Annotated in this window: 18 protein-coding genes and 1 pseudogene; all 19 read right to left on the reverse strand. The window is 41.9% G+C overall.

The window, feature by feature from the left end:
- Positions 1–317 precede the first annotated feature (317 nt).
- The 19 genes and pseudogenes from Q8G36_RS14240 to Q8G36_RS14330 all read right to left on the reverse strand — a co-directional run bounded on the left by Q8G36_RS14240 (position 318) and on the right by Q8G36_RS14330 (position 22,205).
- Positions 318–1,361: an oxidoreductase gene (locus tag Q8G36_RS14240; RefSeq protein ID WP_305160657.1), complete on the reverse strand. Its 1,044-nt coding sequence runs from the start codon at positions 1,359–1,361 to the stop codon at positions 318–320.
- 45 nt (positions 1,362–1,406) lie between these two features.
- A pseudogene (locus Q8G36_RS14245) lies at positions 1,407–1,834 on the reverse strand (DUF1801 domain-containing protein).
- Positions 1,835–2,226: 392 nt separating this feature from the next.
- The gene (nagE, locus tag Q8G36_RS14250) at positions 2,227–3,702 is read right to left on the reverse strand and encodes an N-acetylglucosamine-specific PTS transporter subunit IIBC (protein WP_305160658.1); all 1,476 of its coding nucleotides are present in this window, start codon (positions 3,700–3,702) and stop codon (positions 2,227–2,229) included.
- A gap of 190 nt (positions 3,703–3,892) precedes the next feature.
- Positions 3,893–5,131, reverse strand: a complete 1,239-nt coding sequence (locus Q8G36_RS14255) for an exo-beta-N-acetylmuramidase NamZ family protein (RefSeq protein ID WP_370694056.1) — start codon at positions 5,129–5,131, stop codon at positions 3,893–3,895.
- 13 nt (positions 5,132–5,144) lie between these two features.
- Positions 5,145–7,085 carry a glycoside hydrolase family 3 protein gene (locus Q8G36_RS14260; RefSeq protein WP_305160660.1) on the reverse strand — a complete coding sequence of 647 codons (1,941 nt, stop codon included), beginning with the start codon at positions 7,083–7,085 and terminating at the stop codon, positions 5,145–5,147.
- Between the two features lie 211 nt (positions 7,086–7,296).
- The gene (locus Q8G36_RS14265) at positions 7,297–8,307 is read right to left on the reverse strand and encodes a MupG family TIM beta-alpha barrel fold protein (protein WP_305160661.1); all 1,011 of its coding nucleotides are present in this window, start codon (positions 8,305–8,307) and stop codon (positions 7,297–7,299) included.
- A complete protein-coding gene (locus Q8G36_RS14270; RefSeq protein ID WP_305160662.1) occupies positions 8,304–9,674 on the reverse strand; it encodes a PTS transporter subunit EIIC in 1,371 nt (456 codons plus the stop codon). The genes Q8G36_RS14265 and Q8G36_RS14270 overlap by 4 nt, the downstream gene beginning before the upstream one ends.
- 32 nt (positions 9,675–9,706) lie before the next feature.
- Complete coding sequence (locus Q8G36_RS14275) at positions 9,707–10,564, reverse strand: MurR/RpiR family transcriptional regulator (RefSeq protein WP_305160663.1); 858 nt, start codon at positions 10,562–10,564, stop codon at positions 9,707–9,709.
- A gap of 11 nt (positions 10,565–10,575) precedes the next feature.
- On the reverse strand, positions 10,576–11,484 hold the full coding sequence (gene murQ / locus Q8G36_RS14280; protein ID WP_305160768.1) for an N-acetylmuramic acid 6-phosphate etherase: 909 nt from the start codon (positions 11,482–11,484) through the stop codon (positions 10,576–10,578).
- 388 nt (positions 11,485–11,872) lie between these two features.
- Positions 11,873–13,054, reverse strand: coding sequence for an ABC transporter substrate-binding protein (locus Q8G36_RS14285; RefSeq protein ID WP_305160664.1), 1,182 nt, complete (start codon positions 13,052–13,054; stop codon positions 11,873–11,875).
- Positions 13,055–13,076: 22 nt separating this feature from the next.
- The gene (locus Q8G36_RS14290; protein ID WP_137018496.1) at positions 13,077–13,784 is read right to left on the reverse strand and encodes an ABC transporter ATP-binding protein; all 708 of its coding nucleotides are present in this window, start codon (positions 13,782–13,784) and stop codon (positions 13,077–13,079) included.
- Entirely contained in the window at positions 13,777–14,541 is a 765-nt protein-coding gene (locus Q8G36_RS14295) for an ABC transporter ATP-binding protein (protein ID WP_305160666.1), read from the reverse strand. Before Q8G36_RS14295 ends, Q8G36_RS14290 begins: the two co-directional genes overlap by 8 nt.
- 2 nt (positions 14,542–14,543) lie before the next feature.
- Entirely contained in the window at positions 14,544–15,539 is a 996-nt protein-coding gene (locus tag Q8G36_RS14300) for a branched-chain amino acid ABC transporter permease (protein ID WP_370694057.1), read from the reverse strand.
- A 1-nt stretch (position 15,540) separates the two neighbouring features.
- A complete protein-coding gene (locus tag Q8G36_RS14305) occupies positions 15,541–16,404 on the reverse strand; it encodes a branched-chain amino acid ABC transporter permease (protein WP_063233567.1) in 864 nt (287 codons plus the stop codon).
- Between the two features lie 888 nt (positions 16,405–17,292).
- Positions 17,293–18,990, reverse strand: a complete 1,698-nt coding sequence (locus Q8G36_RS14310; RefSeq protein ID WP_305160667.1) for a sigma-54 interaction domain-containing protein — start codon at positions 18,988–18,990, stop codon at positions 17,293–17,295.
- A gap of 385 nt (positions 18,991–19,375) precedes the next feature.
- On the reverse strand, positions 19,376–19,777 hold the full coding sequence (locus Q8G36_RS14315; RefSeq protein ID WP_305160668.1) for a MaoC/PaaZ C-terminal domain-containing protein: 402 nt from the start codon (positions 19,775–19,777) through the stop codon (positions 19,376–19,378).
- Complete coding sequence (locus Q8G36_RS14320) at positions 19,774–20,226, reverse strand: MaoC family dehydratase N-terminal domain-containing protein (protein ID WP_101221909.1); 453 nt, start codon at positions 20,224–20,226, stop codon at positions 19,774–19,776. Before Q8G36_RS14320 ends, Q8G36_RS14315 begins: the two co-directional genes overlap by 4 nt.
- Positions 20,227–20,244: 18 nt before the next feature.
- Positions 20,245–21,009, reverse strand: coding sequence for an SDR family oxidoreductase (locus tag Q8G36_RS14325; protein WP_305160670.1), 765 nt, complete (start codon positions 21,007–21,009; stop codon positions 20,245–20,247).
- Positions 21,010–21,029: 20 nt separating this feature from the next.
- A complete protein-coding gene (locus tag Q8G36_RS14330) occupies positions 21,030–22,205 on the reverse strand; it encodes an acyl-CoA dehydrogenase family protein (RefSeq protein WP_305160671.1) in 1,176 nt (391 codons plus the stop codon).
- Positions 22,206–22,223 lie beyond the last annotated feature (18 nt).

Below are 22,223 nucleotides of genomic sequence, written 5' to 3' on the forward strand. Positions count from 1 at the left end.
CTCTAGTATTTGCTCCAATTCCATGCGGAAACAGCTCAAAATCTTGTGTAACATTCGAACTCACGAGTATTTGCTCCAAATTCACGAGTAAATGGATGAATCTCACGAGTATTTCCTCCAATTTCACGAGTAAATGGCACTAATTCACGAGTAACGCTGAATCTCTCTAGTATTGCTTCATAGTTTTGATTTCCCTAATAAACCGGGAAATCATGCATTTGACCAAAATAAAAAGCGGCCTTTTTCCTCTAAAAGAGAATAAGGCCGCTTATCATTCAGTTTTTCTCATTTCATATTGTTATAGGGGGGAATGACTTTCATTTAATATAAATGGCTTTCTTCCCTTTACTGCTTTCAAAGGCCGCATCAATGATTTTAATGACCGATAACCCTTCTTGGGCAGTGACTGGCGCTTTGTTCCCGCTCAATATACTCTCGGCAATTCCCTGATAATATGTTAAATAAGAACCATGCAGTGTTTCAATGGTTTCATGTGTCTCATTTTCTCCTTCAACCGTAACCAGCTTACCATAGAATTCAGGTTCATCTGCCCCCCAAGAGTCATCCATCGGTTTTTTCCCCTCACTTAGGGCTGCCTCTTGGCAGTCAAGACCATACTTGATAAATGATCCTTTACTTCCATGCACCTGGTACCGCGGTCCATTAGACGGGACGATAGAGCCTGAATGCAAGATAACTCTCAGCTTTTCATATCCTAATATCACATGGAAGTAATCATCCGTTTCTGCATTTTCTTTTTGGGAAAATACATCTGCCCAAACGAATTGCGGCAATCCAAACAAATGCAGTGCTTGATCAATGAGATGTGATCCTAAATCATAAAGCATACCTGATCCAGGGCCTGGTTTTTCCCTCCATCTATCCCTGACCACAGGCCTGTATCGATCATAATGGACTTGGTATGTATTGATTTCCCCAAGCACTCCATCATCCAAAAGTTTTTTCACAGTCAAAAAGTCATTATCCCATCTCCGGTTATGATAGACACTTAATAGCAGATTCCTTTCCTCGGCAATCTTAATGAGCTCCTCTGCCTCCCAAGCTTCCACTACCATCGGCTTTTCGAGGATGACATGCTTCCCGGCTAACAAGCTTTGCTTGGCCATTTCAAAATGCAAACCACTCGGTGTCGTAATAACAGCCAAATCAATGGACGCGTCTTCAAGAATTTCCTCTAAGCTGCTTACCACTTCCACATCTTTCAAATCCTTTTGGACTTTTTCCTTATTGGAGCTGACAACTTTCGCTATTTGAAACTGCCCTAAAACACTTAATAATGGCGCGTGAAAAGTAGCTCCTGACAATCCGTACCCAACTATGCCCACTTTAATTTTTCTCATTTTCGTTCCCACTCGCTTTCTTGTTCCTCTTAAACATACATTTTATTATATTTCATTGTCCGGGTATGTATCTCTCAAAAAATGACGGACTGATTAATCAATTCTTTCAATACATTAATATCGATATCTGCCACTTTATTGATGTACACACACCCTTTTCCGGAAGTGTGTTTTCCAAATGCCTGTAACAATTCTTCCCTTTTTTTATCCCCTGGAGAGAAATATAAACTGATTTTTGCTTTTCGAGGGGAAAAGCCTACCAGGGGGGCATTGCCTTCGTGACCTGATTCATATTTATAATGATAGATACCGAACCCAATGATGCTCGGTCCCCACATCTTTGCCTCATGACCTGTCGTTTTGGTAAAAACATCCAACAATTCATATGCATCTTCACGCTTTTTTGGATTATCGACGTTCTCAATGAACTCAATGAAACTACTGTCAGTTTCTTTGGTTTTTTGTTCATACATGACCGGAACCTCCCCATACTAAAAGTTTGAAAAATGCAAAAGATATCCCTTGCTCAAAACTTCGTACACTATATGATCGTGTTTTTAGATTGACGTGTATGTATACAGCCTTCATTACCGCTGAATTCCTAACTATTCAAATGATTGGCGGACAGGCTTCATTACTAATTCTCCAAGCTTCATGGCAAATCCTTCATTCAATACCCTTATATATTATAGAACATTGATTCGTTTTATTCTATTTTAAGAGCAAAGTTTATAAAGATAAATCTTTTGCGCGTTTAAAATCAGTACTTAATCATAAAAATCCCTACGATCAGAAAATATAATTCCGATCGTAGATTTTTAGTGTATCAGTTGCGTTAAAAAGGCAAAATGCTGATTATCCAGACCTATTGCCGCCGGATCTTTTCAATTTCATCAGCTATGAACTGTACTTGTGTCCCCACGATGACTTGAATGCTTTGGGGACCCACGATATTGATTCCAGCAACCCCTGTTGATTTTATTTTATTTTGATCGACAGCTCCCATATTCTCCACCTCGACCCTTAATCGGGTAACGCAGTTATCTACAGATGTTACGTTAGCGTCTCCGCCTAATCCCTCATAAATAGCGGTAGCCATTCCAAAGAATTTACTCTCATTATTCCCGCCTTGACTGTTGACTGCTTCCGCAATCGCTCCTCCACCATCAAGCTCTTCTTCTGTATCATCTTCTCTGCCGGGAGTCATTAAATTGAACCTTGTTATTAAGAATCGGAATAAGAAATAGTAGATGACAGCAAAAGTCAGTCCTTGAAGAAGTAGCATATAAGGTTCATTTGCCAATGGCAATCTTGAACTTAAAACAAAGTCAATGAATCCTGCACTAAAACCGAACCCTGCTGTCCATTGGAAAGTCGCAGCGATAGCTAACGATATTCCTGTTAATAAGGCATGCACAACAAAAAGGGCTGGTGCAACAAACATGAAAGCAAATTCCAACGGTTCAGTAACGCCAGTGAAAAATGAAGCGAAACCGGCTGCGAGCATTAATGAGGCCACTTGTTTTTTCTTCCGTGATTTTGCCGAATGGTACATGGCAAGGGCCGCAGCCGGCAAACCGAACATCATGACGGGAAAGAATCCGGCTTGATACATACCTGTGGTTCCTTTTATTCCTGTTCCAGCCCAGAATTTACCGATATCGTTAAGTCCTATTACATCGAACCAGAATACGGAGTTTAACGCATGATGTAAACCTGTTGGTATCAAAAGCCGATTGAAGAATCCATAGAGTCCTGCTCCAGCAGCACCTAATTCACTTATTCCTTCCCCAAATATAACTAACCAGGAGTAGATGAGTGGCCATACGAAGAATAAAATAAGAGAAACCAGTAACATGGCAACCGCAGTAAGGATCGGGACAAGGCGTTTACCGCTAAAGAAAGCGAATGCATCCGGCAGTTCGACCTTACTAAACCGATTATACATAGCTGCCGCTATAAGACCCGAGAGGATTCCGACAAATGCATTTTCTATTTTCTCAAATGCTGGATTTACATCTTTTGCATCAATTCCCTGCAGCATCGCTACCGAGTCCGTGGAAAGCAATGTCGTTACGACTAGATAGGCTACCAGCCCGCTCAAAGCGGCGGCTCCATCTTTTCCTTTCGACATCCCCAACGCCACTCCAACAGCAAACAAGATAGCCATATTGTCAATGATCGAAGAACCTGCTTTTATTAAGAAAGCTGCTAACGGACTTCCAGCTCCCCATCCTGCTGGATCTATCCAATAACCGATCCCCATTAAAATGGCGGCTGCCGGTAATACGGCTACTGGCAGCATCAAGGAACGTCCAATTTTTTGAAGATATTTTTTCATTCCGCTTTCCTCCTGACAATTACTGATTTAGGGCAAACCCCATATTCTATTAGACAACGGTTCCGTCCATTTTAGAACTTCATTTCATTTATAAATTTGGCTATATTCAGGAATAAAGTCTTAGCGATTTACTCCTCCTTCGAAAGTTCATAAAAAAAAGAAAAGTCCAACCGGACTTTTCTTTTTTCACTTATTTATAGAGCAAGTAATTTTTGCGAACCTTTTTAAAAGCATCCTGCTTTACTTGATATTCTTTCATGATTTCATTTACTGATGAACCTTCTTCAATTCTCGACATTACCCAGCCATTGCCAATCAATAAATTGAAATTGTTGGCTGCAAGGAATTCAAAATCACCAGGATATAGGTCCTGAATGGTCTTGATGATGTGAAGTCCAGTAGGCACAGCCTTGAATTCCTCTCGATCCGTTATATAAATTTCCACTCCGTGGCTAAGTTTACCTGCATGTTTTGAAAATGTAGGTGTAAAGGAGGCTGCCCTGAATTTTACTCCAGGTAACCTTAATGCATTTAATTTCCCAGCAAGCTCATCACTGTTTATATAAGGAGCACCAATCAACTCGAATGGTTTAGTCGTTCCTCTGCCTTCCGAGACATTCGTTCCCTCGATCAAGCCTGTAGCCGGATATACGAACGTAGTGGAAACTGTCGGCATATTCGGTGACGGCAAGACAAAAGGGAGACCAGTATCGTCATAATCCATATCTCGCTTCCAGCCTGTCATCTTGATGACCTTTAGATCTGCACCAATTTTAAATTCCTTATTGAACAAAGTCGCGAGTTCCCCAACAGTCATCCCATGCTTAAGCGGTATTGGGTACAAACCAACAAAAGATGAGAATTCAGGTTCAAGTACAGGCCCATCCACCGCCTCCCCGCCTTGTGGGTTCGGCCGGTCCAGCACGATAAAGGGGATATCATTTTCTTTGGCTGCTTCCATTGCATAAGCCATCGTGTAGATATAAGTGTAATAGCGCGTTCCGACATCCTGGATATCAAAAACAAGGACCTCAACATCCTTTAACATTTCAGGAGTCGGTTTTTTCGTTTTTCCATATAAGCTATAAACGGGCAACCCTGTTTTTTCATCAATATAATATTCAACGCTTGCACCAGCTTGCGCATCTCCACGCACTCCATGTTCAGGACCAAATAACGCTGTCAAATTAATATCCGGATCATCATTAAGCAGATCGACGATGCTGGTTAATTTAGAATCGATGCCAGTTGGATTCGTAATCAAGCCGACTTTCTTTCCGCTTAACGCGTTCTTTTCTTCTTTTAAAAGAACTTCAATACCGGGACTGACCTTTTGTTTTTTCCTCTCTTTTACAGCGGTTACACCTTTTGAGGAAACGATGCCGATAGTCAACAGACAAATGGTAAATAGGATTATCATTCTTTTCAAATTGCTTCCCTCCCTATTTTTTAATGGGTCTTTCAGATTTAATATCTAATCCATATCCAAATTCATAAAGGCTTTCATTGGGCTTAGTTACTGATGGTATATCGACCGGCAACGTGCCTTTAGGTTTTGATTCTCCAAAAATGGTCGAGATGCCTGCCGGGATATTTGGCTGTCTATAACGCCCATTCGAATACCCTTTAAACCCGTAAACAGCAAGAACCGCTTTCGCTTCTTCAAAGTTTGCAACATCATAAGGGTTTCTTAAACTCATTAAAACAAATTCTTTATCTTTCTTCTTAGCATGATTCATGACCGCCCTAGGGAAGGCTGTCGCCCACTTCGACGAGTCTTGAATGCTATCATCTATCACTCCATCATTGACAGCCGGATCGTTTTTGACAATATAGGAACCAGTTATGACAAAGTCCGATTCATCAATGAGTCTGGCCACTTGATCAGTAAATGACTTTCCTGTAAAACTCATACCCGTTATTTGGACTTTCTTTATTTTCTGTTTATCAGCTAATTCGCTGATGCTCCTGGACATGGATTCAACTTGGTCATCAAAAGGAGCAAGAATTAAAACTTTATCATTTTTCTTAGGTTTGAAAGGCAATGTTTTGTCTTCATTTTTCAATAGAGTGATGGCATCTTCCGCGATTTTCCTTTCTTTTTTCAAATGATCTTCATTCCCGACCACTTGAAGCGCGGTTTCGATTTTTTTATCGATCGGAGTATCATCAGGGTTTAATATCCCTCTTTTCACTTTCAGTTCAAGTATCCTCGTTACGGATTGATTGACTTGACCAAGAGGAATTTCCCCGCTTTCCACTGCTGCCTTCACTGCATTGAATACAGAGGTTATATTCTTTTCCATTTGAAGCGAATTAACCTGTGCAGGCATCAATGCAATATCAACACCAGATTTCAGGGCAAGGATCACAGCTTCTTCCTGTCCGAAGTTATCCGCGATGGCTTTCATATTCAAAGCATCTGTGACCACAACTCCGTCAAAACCCATTTCTTCACGTAATAGACCCGTAATGACCTTTTGTGACAACGTTGCAGGAACCATAATTTCTTGTCCGTCTTTTTTACTGATATACGTCGTGTCATCGAATGCAGGAAATTGAACATGTGCAGTCATCATCATATCAACTCCAGCATCGATGGCCCTTTGGAAAGGAACCAACTCGATGGAACGCAAACGTTCTTTATCATGAGAAACAAGGGGGAGACCATAATGACTATCGACTGCTGTATCTCCGTGGCCAGGGAAATGCTTGGTCGTTGCTATCATGTTCTGATTTTGCAATCCTTTTATCGTCTGAATGCCAAGCTTAGATACTAGTTCCGGATCAGAACTGAAGGAACGAACGCCAATAACAGGATTTCCGGGATTATTATTGACATCGACAGACGGCCCGAAATTGACATTTATGCCAAGTGACGACAGTTCCTTGCCAATGATTTCTCCAGATTGATAAGCGTAACTCTCTTTTCTGGCTGCACCAAGTGCCATATTACCAGGAAGGTTCGTTCCAGTTTGAAGGCGCGTAACGATTCCTCCTTCCTGATCAATCGTTATGAACAGCGGAAGGTCCGGGCTTGCCATCTGCAAACCATCGGTGAGCCGAACCGTTTGTTCGGTATCGACTACATTCTCAGCAAACAGAATAACACCGCCCAGTTGATATTTTTTGATGATGCTTGCAACTTCTGAGTTCATTTCAATAAACCCGGTCGCCTTCACTTCTCCTTGTTTTTGCCAATTACGAAAATCCGGCATGAGCATTTGTCCGACTTTTTCATCGATTGTCATGTTTTCTACGATTTCCTGAATATCAGATACTGATTTTTCATTCTCTGATCCCTTTGCTGTCGCATTCCCTCCCAGAATGGATAAAACAAAGAATAATGCGATTCCAGCAGGGGCACATATCCTTTTTATCATTTAGGCTTCCTCCCTTGTATACTTTTTAGTTCTGTTAGCAACAATTCCATATCCACTGCCATGAAGGGGTAAAAATGAATGGAAATGAACGATATAGATCCTATAAAGAAATCAAGGCAGCATGGGGAATCCCAGCAGCCGCCTCTTTTAACAAGCCTTCATGAAATATATCCAGTTATCCCTGTATGATTGATTCATAGAGCCCAATTGGTCACTCAATTATAAGTTTTATCGTTTGACCAGGCTTTAGAAGGGACAGCAAGGGAATATCTTCTTCTATAACACTCCCTATCACATTAACTCGGTGATTTGCCCCTAGGTCTCTCTTGCAAATTTGGACCTCTCCCCGATATCTTCCGTAAGCATCATTGTCCATCGTTATGGATCCAAGGCTGCGTGCCACTGTATTACTCGGCTCAACATTTGCTGTGACCCGGGTATTCTGCAGCCGGAAAACATCTTGAGAAACATCTGGCCTCAATTTATACTGACCGCTTTGCAAGAGTGGGGATTCCATTCTAACAGTTGGAATATTCAGGTTTTTGTAGGCAATTAGATTCTCAAGTAGATTATTCTCCGTTCCTTGATCTCCAACGTAAACTCCTTCAACATGCTGAATCAGTTCAATACCGGCAGCGTAAGGATTCATCAACCTGTGTTTTTCAAGCGTTGGAAGTCCCTCATGTAGAGGACCGCGTTTACTTCCTGAACCCGGGATGAAAGCAAAAATCGGTATGCCGTATTTCTTGAACATTCGATTTTGTTCATGAAAGAACTCTTCCTTAAGGCCCGTTTCGGGCCTTGGATAAAAGTTATGCCAAGCTATCAGACTTTCCGGTTCCACACCACCCCCAAGCACGGCTAAAAGTTCATCTTCATTCAACGTACTTGCATTTAGTGAGAGGGAAAATACCTTAGATAAAGATATGACCGTTTCTTTATCAAACCCATCATCAAGGCGAATACCTTTAATACCTAAATGCCATAAATCCGTAAATTTGCTAATCCCCAAATGATCAAGCGTGTTTAATGAGACATCTGCATGGATTTCCATTCCATAGGCCTCTGAAAGCTTTAAAAGCTTGATCATCCTCTTCACGAGGTCACCCTTTTCTTCAGGAATATGGAGCGAGGTAAATGCCCTCTTCACTCCTTGGTTAGCAGCATGTATGATTTGTGTTTCTGCATGCGGGTCTTGTAGATAAAAAGAGATTCCGATCACTTAAATTCAACCGCCATTTCATCTTTAAATCCGAACAGATACGTAAAAATAAATCCTGCTATATAGGAAATGAACAACCCAGCCAGGAATAGAGCGATTTGGTTTGGATGAACTAAAAAGGTAAGCGGCAGTCCGGACACACCGATGGACGACGTTGCGATTCCGAATTGAGCTTGGAATGCGCCGCCTACTCCTGCACCTAAACATGCAGTTAAGAACGGCCTGCCCAATGGCAGGGTCACTCCAAATATAAGCGGTTCACCGATACCTAGCATCCCGGAAGGAAGGCCTCCTCCGATAGCTCTCTTCAAACTTGCTTTCTTCGTTTTCATATAGATGGCAAATGCCGCTCCCACTTGGCCCGCACCACCCATTGCCAAAATGGGAAGCAGTGGATCATCACCAATCGAATTGATCAATTCCAGATGGACAGGGGTTAAACCTTGATGTATACCAGTAATGACGAGAGGGAGGAAGGCCGCACCAAGCACGAATCCAGCCACAACACCACCGAAATCCAAAACATTCAATAACCCAGTCGTAATGGCATCCGATAAAAACCCTCCTACCGGCATAAATACAATGTAAGTGACAATCCCAGTAATGAGTAAAGCGATGGTTGGCGTCAAAATGATATCCAGTGATTGAGGAATGAATTTCCTGACCTGTTTTTCCACCAAGGCTATGAAAATAGCTGCAAAGAGGACTCCTATCAACCCACCGCGGCCAGGGAGCAAATTTTCACCGAACAATGAAATGTCGCCGACGGCCGGGTTTATGACCAAGATACCTGCAAGTGCACCAAGTGCAGGTGATCCACCATATTCTTTTGCTGCATTAGTCCCAACCAAAATCCCCAAGTAGGCAAACAGCCCCGATCCGATAACGGTTAAAATGATGGCTAATTGCGATTCTGCTGCAAGCCAGCCCGCTTGAACGATTGCTTTTGTAATACCGGTAATCAAACCTGATGCCACCAAGGCGGGAATTAAAGGGATGAAAATACTTGCAATCCTGCGTAAAAAAAGTTTAAACGGTTTTGCGTTTTTCCTATCAATCTCTGATTTATTCTTCGAGGCTACTTCATTTAAGTTCAAATCGCCAGAAGATTCCTCCAAAAGCTTTTCAAATTCTGTATGAACCTTGTTCACCACGCCTGGCCCGAGGACGATTTGTATCGTTTCCTCTTCAATGACGCCAAAAACGCCTTCCGTATTTTTTATATCTTCCATTTTTACTTTGGAACGATCGATTGGCAGTACCCTTAGTCTAGTCATACAATGTGCAGCATCGGCAACATTAGATGCCCCACCTAATTTCCCCAATAACTCTTCTGCTAAACTGGCGTACTTATCCCCCTTACCCATTCAAAAGCCCCCTTTGTCAAATCTCGTATCAATCATTTATATCGATCTGTCATCGATTTAATGGCTGACCTAGTATTATCAATATATTGGACAGTCTCTTCATATTGCTCCGAAGCCATCCCCAAAAACAATATGTCAATCATATATAATTGCGCCAATCGTGAGGATGTTGCTGCACTTCGAAATGGTGCTTCATTCGAAAAGGATGTATACAGTGTGGCGTCACACAAAGAAGATACCGTTGTTTGGCCATAATGAGTCAGCCCGATCGTCTTGACCCCACGTTCTTTTGCCAGCTTCAATATATTTACAACTTCAGGTGTTTCCCCTGAGAATGAAATGGCAAAAACGATGTCATTTTCATCAGCATTTGCAATCAGGGTTGCAACTAAATGCATATCTGTAAAAGCCGTTGCCCCTTTATTGATGCGAAGTAATTTTTGTTGAGCGTCAGCAGCAACTATATTCGAAGCACCCACACCGCAAAAGTGGACGGTTTTTGCATTCAGCATCAGCGTTATCGCATGTTCGAGATTATCGTGATCGATTATTTCAGATGTGTCCCGGATGGTCTGAATCGAATTACTCGTTGTTTTCTCCACAATCCGATACAATGATTCGGAAGGCTCGATATCCCGGTAACCCTGTTCAACGGTCTTCATCAAATCTCCAGCAATCCTTATTTTCAGATCTTGAAAACCTTTTATTCCAAGGGATTTACACAACCTAATAACAGCAGCCCCGCTTGTTTGGGCAGAGGTACTTAATTCCTGTACAGTGCTGTTCACTACTTCATGAGGATTCTGTAGAATATATTCTGCTAGTTTTTGTTCTGATTGCGGCAGCTTGCTCAACATCGTCTGTATGATGGATAATCCTCCTGTAGCCATTGCTTCCCTCCTTAATCTTCATAGATCGAGATGGCTTTCCTGACATCTCCATCCGCATTTTCCAGTAACTCCATTGCTTTTTCATAATCTGTTGCCGTTTTTATCATGACAATCGCTGGTTTAACTTGATTATCTGCCTTTTCAAGCGTATTCAAAGCTTGATCATAGTCAGCATCCGTTACAGTTTCTATGATGCTGATTGCACGGTCCTTCAGTTTTTGATTACTGACATTAACATCAACCATCAGATTTTCATAGACTTTTCCCAACCGGATCATGGTTGCCGTTGAGATCATATTGAGTACCATTTTATGTGCGGTTGCCGCTTTCATTCTCGTGGATCCTGTTAATACTTCCGGTCCGACCACCACTTCAATCCCTATATCAGCTGCTTCCGTGATGCTCGCGTTTTTATTGCATGATAAAGCCACCGCTTTAGCCCCAACTTTTCTTGCATAACGTAAAGCGCCCCTCACATAAGGAGTACGGCCGCTTGCCGCGATGCCAATAACCGTATCATTTGCTGAAAGGTTAACGTCAATTAAATCACATTCCCCAAACTCTTCTTTATCCTCTGCTCCTTCAACAGCCCGAACAAACGCCTTTTCCCCTCCTGCGATTATTCCCAGCACCCTATCAGGTGGTGTGCTGAAAGTTGGGGGACATTCCACGGCATCCAGAACACCGAGTCTTCCGCTCGTTCCTGCTCCGATGTATATGAGTCTCCCTCCTTTTTTTAACGATTCGCAAGCCCATTCAACTGCTGTTTCAATCTCTGGCAATACCTCCTGAACCGCTGCTGCCACTTTAAAATCTTCCTTATTGATTGCAGAAATGATTTCCATCGTATTTACACTGTCGATATTCATCGTCTTTTCGTTCCGTAATTCAGTCGTTAATGAACGCAAATGTTCTGCCATAGACAAATAAATCCTCCTATTATCAATCACTTAAATATAATTTCACTTTTTAATAGAAAATAATGAAATTATATTTCATATTATATTCAATGATAGCGTTTTCATTACTCGGGAACAAGCTATTTTTGTAAAATTTGTTAATTAGCATGTTTCTTTCCTCTACCCTTATCTGGAATCAAATAAAATTTGCATCTATGGCCGCCTTCTGCGTGCCGTAATTTACCCATGGGAACTTACTATTTTTGGTGATTTGCACCCAAGATTTTTTCAACAATAAAAAACGTGTACCGTCACCTATGATTAGGAACGATACACGCACAAGTAATTTAGCAAAATGCTACACTAGTATACTATGCCGGACCCGTGAATACTGCATCACTTTACCCGGTTAACGGACAGGGACTACTTTCCCGTTTTCTACTGCACCGACGACAATAGTTGATGCAAATCCTCCATTTTCATCAATCGAGGGAATATCGTATATTTTTTGATCTGGCCCTATATTTGAAAGTCCATCTTGCATATATTTACGGATGGTCTTGGCATCATCAACGCTGCCAGCAGATTTCATCGCTTCCACAAACGCATACATGGCGATATAATTCAAACCTACTTCGGAGCTTGGATCTTCCTTATAATTTTTTTGATATTTCTCAACGAAAGCAGGCACTGCTTCTTCATCCGAGTCCATCAGTGGCAGAACGCCAATCGAGCCTTCCAATGTTTCATATGAACCTGCAATCGGCTTCATTTGATCCAGCTTCGCTTGATCCATGATGATGAAACCGCCTTTAAATCCTAGCTCCCGAGCTTGCTTCGCCACTTTTGCCGTAGGTTCCGAAGCACCACCGATAAATAGCACATCAGGATCTTTTTTCAAGGCATTTGTGACAATCGTAAAGAAATCGGTTTCTTTGGCGAAATCAATCGAGGAATTATAAACGACTTTTCCGCCTTGCTTTTCCCAATGTGGGAGCACGGCTTCCGTCCAGTCCTTACCGTATTGCGAAGATGTTGGCAAAGCGGCAATTTTCTTGCCAAAATGTTCCATTGCATATGTTGTAAAAGGTTCGATATACCCCTCGTAATTCGGTGGAATCCGAACGGTTAATGAATTTCCGCTCTCGGTCACTGCCGGTTCACTCGTATATGCACCAATGATGAATTCTTCTTGTTCATTAAAAACCTGAAGTGCCAGCACACCTCCGCTATGAGGCGTGAAAATGATCGGCGTATCATATTCCTGAATTAATCGTTTAGCATTCGACCCTGTTTCATTAGGTAAGTATTTATCATCCAACGATACTAAATTCAGCGTGTATTTTTTACCATCTACTTCAAACCCTCCAGCATCGTTAATTTCATTGACGGCCATTTCGACACCATTCAATGTCCGTTTCCCATATAACGCTGCTGCCCCGCTTAAAGGACCGCTAAAACCGATGTTAACGACATTTTCACTTTTTCCTTTACTGCCACTGCTTGACACAGGGCTATCCCCTTTATTGCATCCGGTCAAAACAGTGATGATTAGCAAGAGAAAGACAAATAATACTTTCAGTTTTTTCATAAAAATCCCCCATTCAATTTTTTCAGGCCCCTATATACGCTTTCCTTACTTCATCATTGGCTAATAACTCACTTGCTGTCCCTTGAACGACAATTTCCCCATTTTCAAAAACATATCCTTTATCTGCAATGCCGAGGGCAGCATTCGCGTTTTGTTCAGCAAGCAGGACCGTGATTCCTTCGCGGTTTATTTCTTCAATGACTTGAAACATTTGTTCGACAATAAGTGGAGCGAGCCCCACCGAAGGCTCATCAAGCATCAACAATTTCGGTTTCGACATCAAAGCCCTTCCGATTGCGAGCATTTGCTGCTGGCCGCCGCTCAGGCTTCCCGCTTCATCATGATGCTTTTCTTTTAAAATCGGGAATAAGTGATAGACGTATTCCAAGGAATCCTTGATCTCCGCTTTCTTCTTTCGATGCACATAGGCACCCATCCTCAGATTTTCCTGGACGGTCATCTGTGGAAACAGTTTACGTCCTTCGGCACACTGAACTATTCCCTCCCGAACGTTCTTATCCGGGGCACGGCCCCCTATGGGCATACCCAGAAAATGAATTTCCCCCTTGGACAGCTTACTGATTCCGCTTATGGAACGAAAAGTCGTGCTTTTTCCTGCCCCATTAGCTCCTAATAAAACAACGATCTCTCCCTTGGCAACTTCTATATTCACATGTTTTATCGCAGTGAAACTCCCATAATTCACGGCGACATCGGTTAACTTAAGCACTGGCACTACCTCCCAAATAGGCTTTAATCACCGCTTCATTTCCACGGATTTCCTTAGGTGTCCCCTCGGCAATTTTTTCTCCGTAATTAAGGACCATGATGTGATCCGCCAAGTTCATGATCATATGCATTTTGTGTTCGATTAAACAAACGGTCAGTCCTGATCGATTTAATTTTTTTATCAGTTCTGCCAAGCCTTCCGTTTCATCCGGGTTGATTCCTGCAGCAGGTTCATCAAGAAAGATAATTTCCGGTTCCGTCGCAAGGGCAAGGGCAATGGCTGTCCGTTTCTTTTCCTCCTGCGAGATGCTGGAGACCATTCTATCAGCCGATTCTGTCAATCCGACAATATCAAGCACCTCCATTGCCTTATCCCTGCATGCCGCTTCCTCCCGTTTTAAACGTTTTGTCCTTAGAATCGCATCCACCAAATTGGATTTGGTTCGCAGTCTATGTCCGACAATGACATTATCCAACACGGTCGATTGATCAAAAAGGCTTGTCGTTTGAAAGGTTCTTGAAATTCCAAGCCCCGCTATTTCATTGGCAGGAAGTTTCGTGATATCAATCCCTTTAAAAAGGACCGTCCCTGAAGTTGGTCGATGAAAGCCACTGATCAAGTTGAAAAAAGTGGATTTCCCTGCACCATTTGGTCCGATTATTGCATTGATTCTACCTTTTTCAATCGTAAAGTCGACATTATTGACGGCCGCCAATCCACCAAACCGCTTTGTCAAATTCTTCGTTTCGATAAGCAAATTCATCCCTCCTCCGCTTTTATGTGCATTTCGTTTCTCACCCCGGACAGCTCATTATCTTTTCGCTTTCTTTGCCAATCAAAGAAGGCCCCTGCGATTCCTCGCGGATAAAAGATGATGATCACGGTAAGCAATGGCCCGAATATCAACATTCGGTATTCTTGAAGGAATTGCAGATTCTGCGAAAGGATTACTAACAGTAATGTTCCTACCAACGGACCTGAAAGTGTCCCGATTCCACCAACCAATAAATACATCAATAGATCAAACATTATGGCAGTTGATCCGATATCAGGTCCAATGAAACGTATGAATGACGCATACAAGGCACCTGCCAAACCTGCAAAGAATGTAGATAGGACAAATGCTGTTAACTTATTCTTCATTGTGGATATACCTATCGTTTGTGCAAGGTCTTCGCTGTTCCTGATGGCCATATACGTCCTGCCGGTCAATGAGCGGATAATTCGATACACGATTAAAATCACTGCAAGCAGGAAAATGAGGACTAGATAATATTGGGATGCAGCCGTATCGAATGCGATCGGGCCTATATTCCCTGGTGCAGGGATACCGATCAATCCCCTAACCCCTTCTGTAAGACCCTCCCATTTATCGATGACCAGATATATGATGTAACCCACACATAGGGTATAAATCGCGAAAAAGTGTTCCTTTGTCCTCAGCGCGATCAATCCGATTAAAAATCCAATTGCACATGTGATTAAACAAGCACATACAAGTGCCAGCCAAAAGTTCATTCCCGCTTTTACCGTCAGCAGCCCAAGTGAATATGCTCCAATGGCAAAAAATCCAGCATGTGCAAGCGAGAGATATCCAGTATAGCCTGATAATAAATTGATTCCATAAACAGCTATCGCCCAGATGAACGAAAGTGTGAGCATATGGAGATAATAGTCGTTTTGCGCGATAAAGGGGAATGAAAAAGCAAAGATGATAAGAGCAATAATCCCATTTCTTTTCGTTAATATCTTCACCCTACCTCTCCCCCTTGGCAAAAAGACCTGTTGGTTTCACCGTTAATATTACGACTAAAAGAATGAATGCTATGATGTCTTTATAATCATTTGATATATAAGTTGCGCCCAGGCTCTCGCTGAAACCTAGTATATATCCGCCTACAATCGCACCTGGGATGCTCCCCATACCGCCCAATATGATTATGACGAATGCTTTTAGGATGACTAAATGCCCCATGCCGGGAAAAACAAGGTTAATCGGTGATGCAAGGGATGAAGCGATGGCTGCTAATCCACCCGATATCATGAAGGTAAGCATCGCGACTTTATTAATGTTGATTCCCACTAATGACGCACCTTCACGGCTTTGGGACATCGCTATTATCGTTGAACCGGTATAAGTTTTCTTTAGGAAAAGGTAAAGTAAAACCATCACTGCGATAGCTGACACGATGATCAATAATCGCTGAAGTGTGAACGTCAGGCCCATGATATTGACCACTTGGCCGTATGGAGAAGTCATTGTATGGAAGTCGGCACCCCAGACAAATTGGGCAAAAGCTTCAAGAAAAAGGAGAATCCCGATTGCTGCGATCTTATCGTGCAATGGAGGTGCCTCCCTTAACAGGCGGAACACGAAACGTTCCAAAAGGACTCCCAACAAACCAACAACGATAATGGATACGAACATGGCAATCCAGTAATTGACCCCATATAATGTCATCATTGACAACGTGATATATCCACCCAACATATATAGGGCGCCGTGGGCAAAGTTCGGGATATGCAAAATTCCATATACTAGTGTCAATCCCAGGGCAACAAGGCTATATACGCTGCCAATCGTCAAACCATTAAAAAGCTGCTGGATCAAAATTTCCATTTGCTTCCTCCTTGATAATTTTTGAATTTCACTTGGCTGTCCATTTCCTGGCTCACAATCCTGTCCATATTTGAAACTGCGACGAAAAACACTTTCAATTATTTCCTAACAGGCTCAACCTCTCGGGAGGACAGTGATTTCTGTCATCGAACAATAAAAAAGCACTCTTGTTTTATGTCCCTATTTTTATCTGCCTACAAATATAGCCCAGGAGTAGCGGATAAATCCTTTGTTTGTTGTTAGCGCTTTCATTTCTAATGACCACTTGTTTCAGTACATGCACCTACCATTTTAAAGTCCTCATTCTTTCTGCCTAATGAATCTATGCAGTCCGATTGTGCAGACAAGCATATGCTGTTTTTAGGGATAGCCAGTGATTCCATCTTTTCTTTAATAACGGTTTACCCATCATAATCGTCTGGTTCGTCACCCCTTTCACCTCGCACCTTCTAGAGGAGGATCATTCCGTAGATTAATTTCCTGTTAATAAATGCAAGTGCCATGCCAACAGTAAATCACCGTCAACAAGGCCATTCACCAGTCTGTGAATTCATTATTGAATTGTAAAAAATCAAAAGTATCGGTTCCATACGGGATGTCCTTCATTCACTATTGACTGAAAAAATCATTTCTGAATCAACTAAAGAATTAAATGAAGAAATAAATTGAAAGAGTTCCAAAAATAAGCTTCACAACAACAAACATTTCATGCAATAGCAGGTAATAATGCACAAAAAAACCAAATTCACAGCCAATATTTTTCTAAAAATCTCAAAAAAATTAGGTAATAAAGCCCATTTCCCCCAAAAGACGCGTAAATTTTTAGTCAAAAAAACAGCACCTTCATTGTTGGATAATGTCCAACAATGGAGGTGCTGTTCATAGTTTCTATTCTTTTCCACTGACCTTTAATCGATATTTTTTAAGTTTCCGCACAATTGTTGCCTGACTGGAATCAAGGGCTTCTGCGATTTCATATGTAGTTTGGTAGGTTTGAGCCGCTTTAGTCAAGATTTCCTTTTCAGCTCTTTCCACCGCTTCTTTTAAAGTTAGGGTAGCATCGAGGTTCGGCTGATTCCGGTTTTCCGGCTGATATTCTTCCGGAAGGTCGTTAATCGATAATATTTGATTATCCGTCAGCACGACGAGCCTTTCCACTATATTAATCAATTCACGGACATTTCCTGGCCAATCATGTTGATAAAAATATTCCTTCAACCGTGAATCTATTTCTTTTGAGAATTTATATTGCTCGTTTGCCTTTGTTAAAAATAAGTCAGTCAATGCCAAGATATCCTCTCTTCTTTCCCTTAGAGGAGGAATCGTAATCGGAATGACATTCAGCCTATAAAAGAGGTCTTCACGAAAATCACCCGATTTGACCATTTCCGATAGATTTCGGTTCGTGGCTGCAATTATGCGAACATCGATCTTCTTTGACTTTGTACCACCAATTCTTTGAATCTCCCTTTCCTGAAGGGCCCGAAGCAGCTTCACTTGAAGTTGCAGGGGAAGCTCACCGACTTCATCCAGGAATAAGATCCCACTCTCTGCCAGCTCAAACATCCCTGGTTTGCCTTTTTGATTGGCTCCGGTAAATGCCCCCCCTTCATATCCAAAGAGTTCGGATTCCAATAAATCAGCGGGAATTGCCCCACAATTTATTTTGATGAAATCTCCTTTTTTAGATCGGATGCTCCGATTATAAATATTGCGGGCAAGGACATCCTTTCCAACACCCGTTTCTCCCAGAATGAGTACGGTCGCATCAATATCCGATATTCTTTCAGCAATCTCATAAATCATTTTCATTTTATCACTGACAAATACGACTCCATCCTTGCTTGTTATCTTCCGCAGTTTTTCAATTTCCTGCTTATATTGATTATTCAGTTCATTAACTTTCGTCAACTCATGCATCAGTTCATTTAAATCAGATAAATCCCTTATATTCGTAACGACTTGCTCTATTTCCCCTTCTGCATTAAAAACGGGACTTCCTGTTATCAATGTTTCCTTTCCAGCAAAATTATCCTGTACGACTGATACCGTTCGTCTCAGCTTCACTACCTTATGCGTCACGGATGCATTCAAGATGCCGCGTTTAATCAATTGGTCCACCGATTTGCCGATATAATACTCTTTTGGTATGCCGGTGATCCGTTCAATTGCCGAATTGGTATAAAGCGTGATTCCATCTTGATCGGTGATGTATATCCCATCATAGGAATTTTCGATAATGGCATCCAGTGCGCGATTCAATTTATCCGTTTCATGAGCATCAATCAATAAATCGTCCAAAAATTGTGTTTCACTGCCTATATATAGAATATTGTCAGTATCCATTTGTTTCATTAATAAAAATAAATACCGTTTATCATGCAGCCTTGCAGCTGCAAGCCTTTTATTATCGAGAAATTGCCACTCATCGAATTGTTCGGTTAGTGTATTATTGCCCTTCTGACTTAACAATTGATTAAAATAGTTGCCCCAATCCTTTATCCGATTTGCAGAATCCACGACTAGTGCAGGAAAGGTCCACTCTTTGAGCAAATTAATCTGAGAATCCTGTTTCACTTGATTCATTACTATTCACCGCCGCAAAAAGAATTCTTTTTAAGTACAATTCTGGATAAATTTCGAAACTCCTTTAAAATTGTCGAATTTCGCTCCTAAAAAAAGTAGTGATGAAATAATTTTCATCACTACAGACTTTAGACAAATTAAAAGAAGATCAGTTTGCCTACAGTTTTTTTCCTTAAAAAAATTCGAGTTGATTTCAGAAATCCGCTCCCTTTCCGCCGACTGTCTGCCAAGCGTCTGTGGGGTCTAGGCTAGCCAGTTATTCGGCAGGAGTGTCGCGAATTTCTTCACTCTAATGAGGGTTTCATAGAACAGTTCATGGGATGAGACCATTCCAAACTTCCTTTTGTCGACAAACTGGAAGTGAAATTTTCATCACTACTTTCCCTCAGTAAGTCTTAAAAATAACCTCTCCACTGATCGCTTCCTTACCTGACTGGTTAGTGGCCGCTACATTGAACAAATATCTATTTCCATTTTTTTCTTTCAGATCCGCTTGAAGAGTTATGACATCATTCAAGAATACCATACCTTTGAAGCGAATCTTGTATTCTTCGATAAATCCAATTTCATAAAGATTACTGAAAAGCTTTGCGAGGTTTCCCATCGTCCACATTCCATGTGCGATGATACCGGGAAGACCAGCATTTTTTGCTTCCTCATCAATCGTATGAATGGGATTGAAATCACCTGATGCGCCGGCATATTTAATGAGGTCCAATCGCGTTACAGGTGCAAGCTCGATTGAATGTAACGAGTCACCAATATGAAGTTCGGTTAATGTCGTCACTTACTCATCACCATCCTTCTGATCGTTTCATTTATAATGACAAGCTGTTCAGCAGTGAAGACAATTTCCCCATTTGCATCCGTCCCATAATTTTTAAAGGCTAGAAATCCCATTTCCCCTTGTTTCCCTTTTTTCTCATAATAGTCTTTCACTTCCGTATAACAGGTGATTTCTTCCCCTACCTTCAGCGGCCTGTTATAGCGATATATCTGCTCACCGTGAATCAAGCCTTTATTCGGGAGATTTAAGCTTTCAATCGTCCCAAAATCAAAGACCCTTGGGAAAGTTGGTGGAGCGATATTCGTTCCGTACCTTGATTGCCTGCCTATTTCTTCATCAATGAAAATCGGGTGGGGATCACCAATCGATAATGCGAATTTTTTAACGGCTCCCCGTTCAACTATATTTTTAACGGGGTTGGATCGTTTTCCAATACTTTCGTTGAACATAACATCCCGCCTTTTCCCTTAATTTTTTGGACCGCCCGCAACATATAAAACCTGCCCACTAATGAATGAGGATGCTTCATCGGCAAAGAACGCAACAGCATGTGCAATATCACTTGGCAAACCGCTTCTGGCAACAGGAATACTGTTTGCCCTATCCTGGATGAATTGCTCAAAACTCACTCCCACCCGCCTAGCTGTGTCTTTCGTCATTTCGGTTTCGATAAAACCTGGTGCGACCGAATTAGCCGTTATCCCATATTTACCAAGTTCAATCGCCAGTGTTTTTGTTAACCCCTGAAGCCCAGCTTTAGCGGCTGAATAATTAGCCTGCCCGCGGTTCCCGAGGGCCGAAGTGGATGATATATTGATGATTCTTCCGTATTTATTTGCAACCATATGCTTCTGGGCGGCACGTACTGCATTGAAAGTACCTTTTAAATGCACATCCATTACCGTCTGCCAATCTGAATCGGTCATTTTAAAAAGTAGATTATCTCGGATGACCCCAGCATTATTCACGAGAATATCAAGCGATCCGAATGTGTCGGCTATTTCTTTTATGGATGCTTCCACCTCTTCGGAATTGACCACATTGGCCACTTTGGTAAAAATGGTATAGCCCTTATCCCTTAATTCATTTCCAGTTGATGTCAAAACCTCTTCGTTGATATCGATAATCGCTACGTTTGCGCCTTCACTGGCAAATAGTTCGACGATCGCCCGGCCAATCCCTCTGCTTCCACCTGTAACTAAAGCCGTTTTCCCTGAAAATCTCCCTGTCATTATCGTTTCCTCCTAATCTATTATAAGAATTGTCCTAATTTAACATGCCCCTTAATCAAATTTCGGGAAATGATCATACGCTGTATTTCATCCGTACCATCATAAATCCTCCAAAGCCTGGCCTCGCGGTACCAACGTTCGATGGGAAGCTCCTTCGTATAGCCCATGCCACCGTGTATCTGCAATACGCGATCAACGACCCGATTCCCCATATTGGCGCCATAGAGTTTAGCCATTGAAGCTAAATGGCGATTGTCTTCTCCATTATCCAGTGTAAAAGCCGCATTCAATACAAGCCACCTTGCAGCTTCAATCTCTACAGCCGAATCAGCTATCTGCCATTGAATGGCCTGGCGCTCAGCGATCGGTTTACCGAATGTGACTCGTTCTTTGGCGTATTCTATAGCCATTTGCAGCAATCTTTCTGCAGAACCGACAGCGCGTGCGCCCACGATCCATCTTGCAAACCCAATCCATTCCAAGCCTAGTTTATAGCCTCCATGCACTTCCCCTAAGATGTTTTCTTCGGGAACCCTGACATTATCAAAAACTAAACCGGCCGGTCCCCATTCTCCCATCGTATTGATATACTCTGATCTCCAGCCCATATCACGGTCTACAATGAAACAGGTTACCCCTTCCGTTCCGGTTGCTTGATGACGTTCTTTGTCGGTTACAGCAATGACCATGACGAAATCGGCATCATTTCCTCCTGTAATGAAAGTTTTTTCACCATTAAGCACCCATTCGTTCCCTTCTTTTACTGCCGTCATTTTAATATTTCGCGTATCTGACCCAGCTCCCGGCTCCGTCATGGCAAAACAGGACTTTTTCTCACCATTAATCGTAGGAGTCAGATATTTCTGTTTCTGTTCTTCATTTGCATAATAAAGTATGTTATCAGCCGAACCTCCAAAGCTGAATGGTACAAACGTTTTTGACACTTCCATCAAGACAATTGCCATCATAAGCTGCCCTAAGTCTGCCCCGCCAAATTCCTCCGGAGTATTGATGCCCCAAAACCCAGCTTTTTTTGCTTTTTCCTGTAAATCTTTCAATGTCCCCTCTGGCAAACTAGGTTTTCCTGCCATTTCATTGCGAAGCACTTCATTTTCCAACGGAATCAATTCATTTTCCACGAACTTGCGTATTGTTTTTTGTACCATTTTTTGTTCATCTGATAGTCGTAAATCCATTTTAACCCCTCCGCTTTC

It is taken from the genome of Peribacillus frigoritolerans, from assembly GCF_030676415.1.
GTDB classification, from domain to species: domain Bacteria; phylum Bacillota; class Bacilli; order Bacillales; family DSM-1321; genus Peribacillus; species Peribacillus frigoritolerans_A.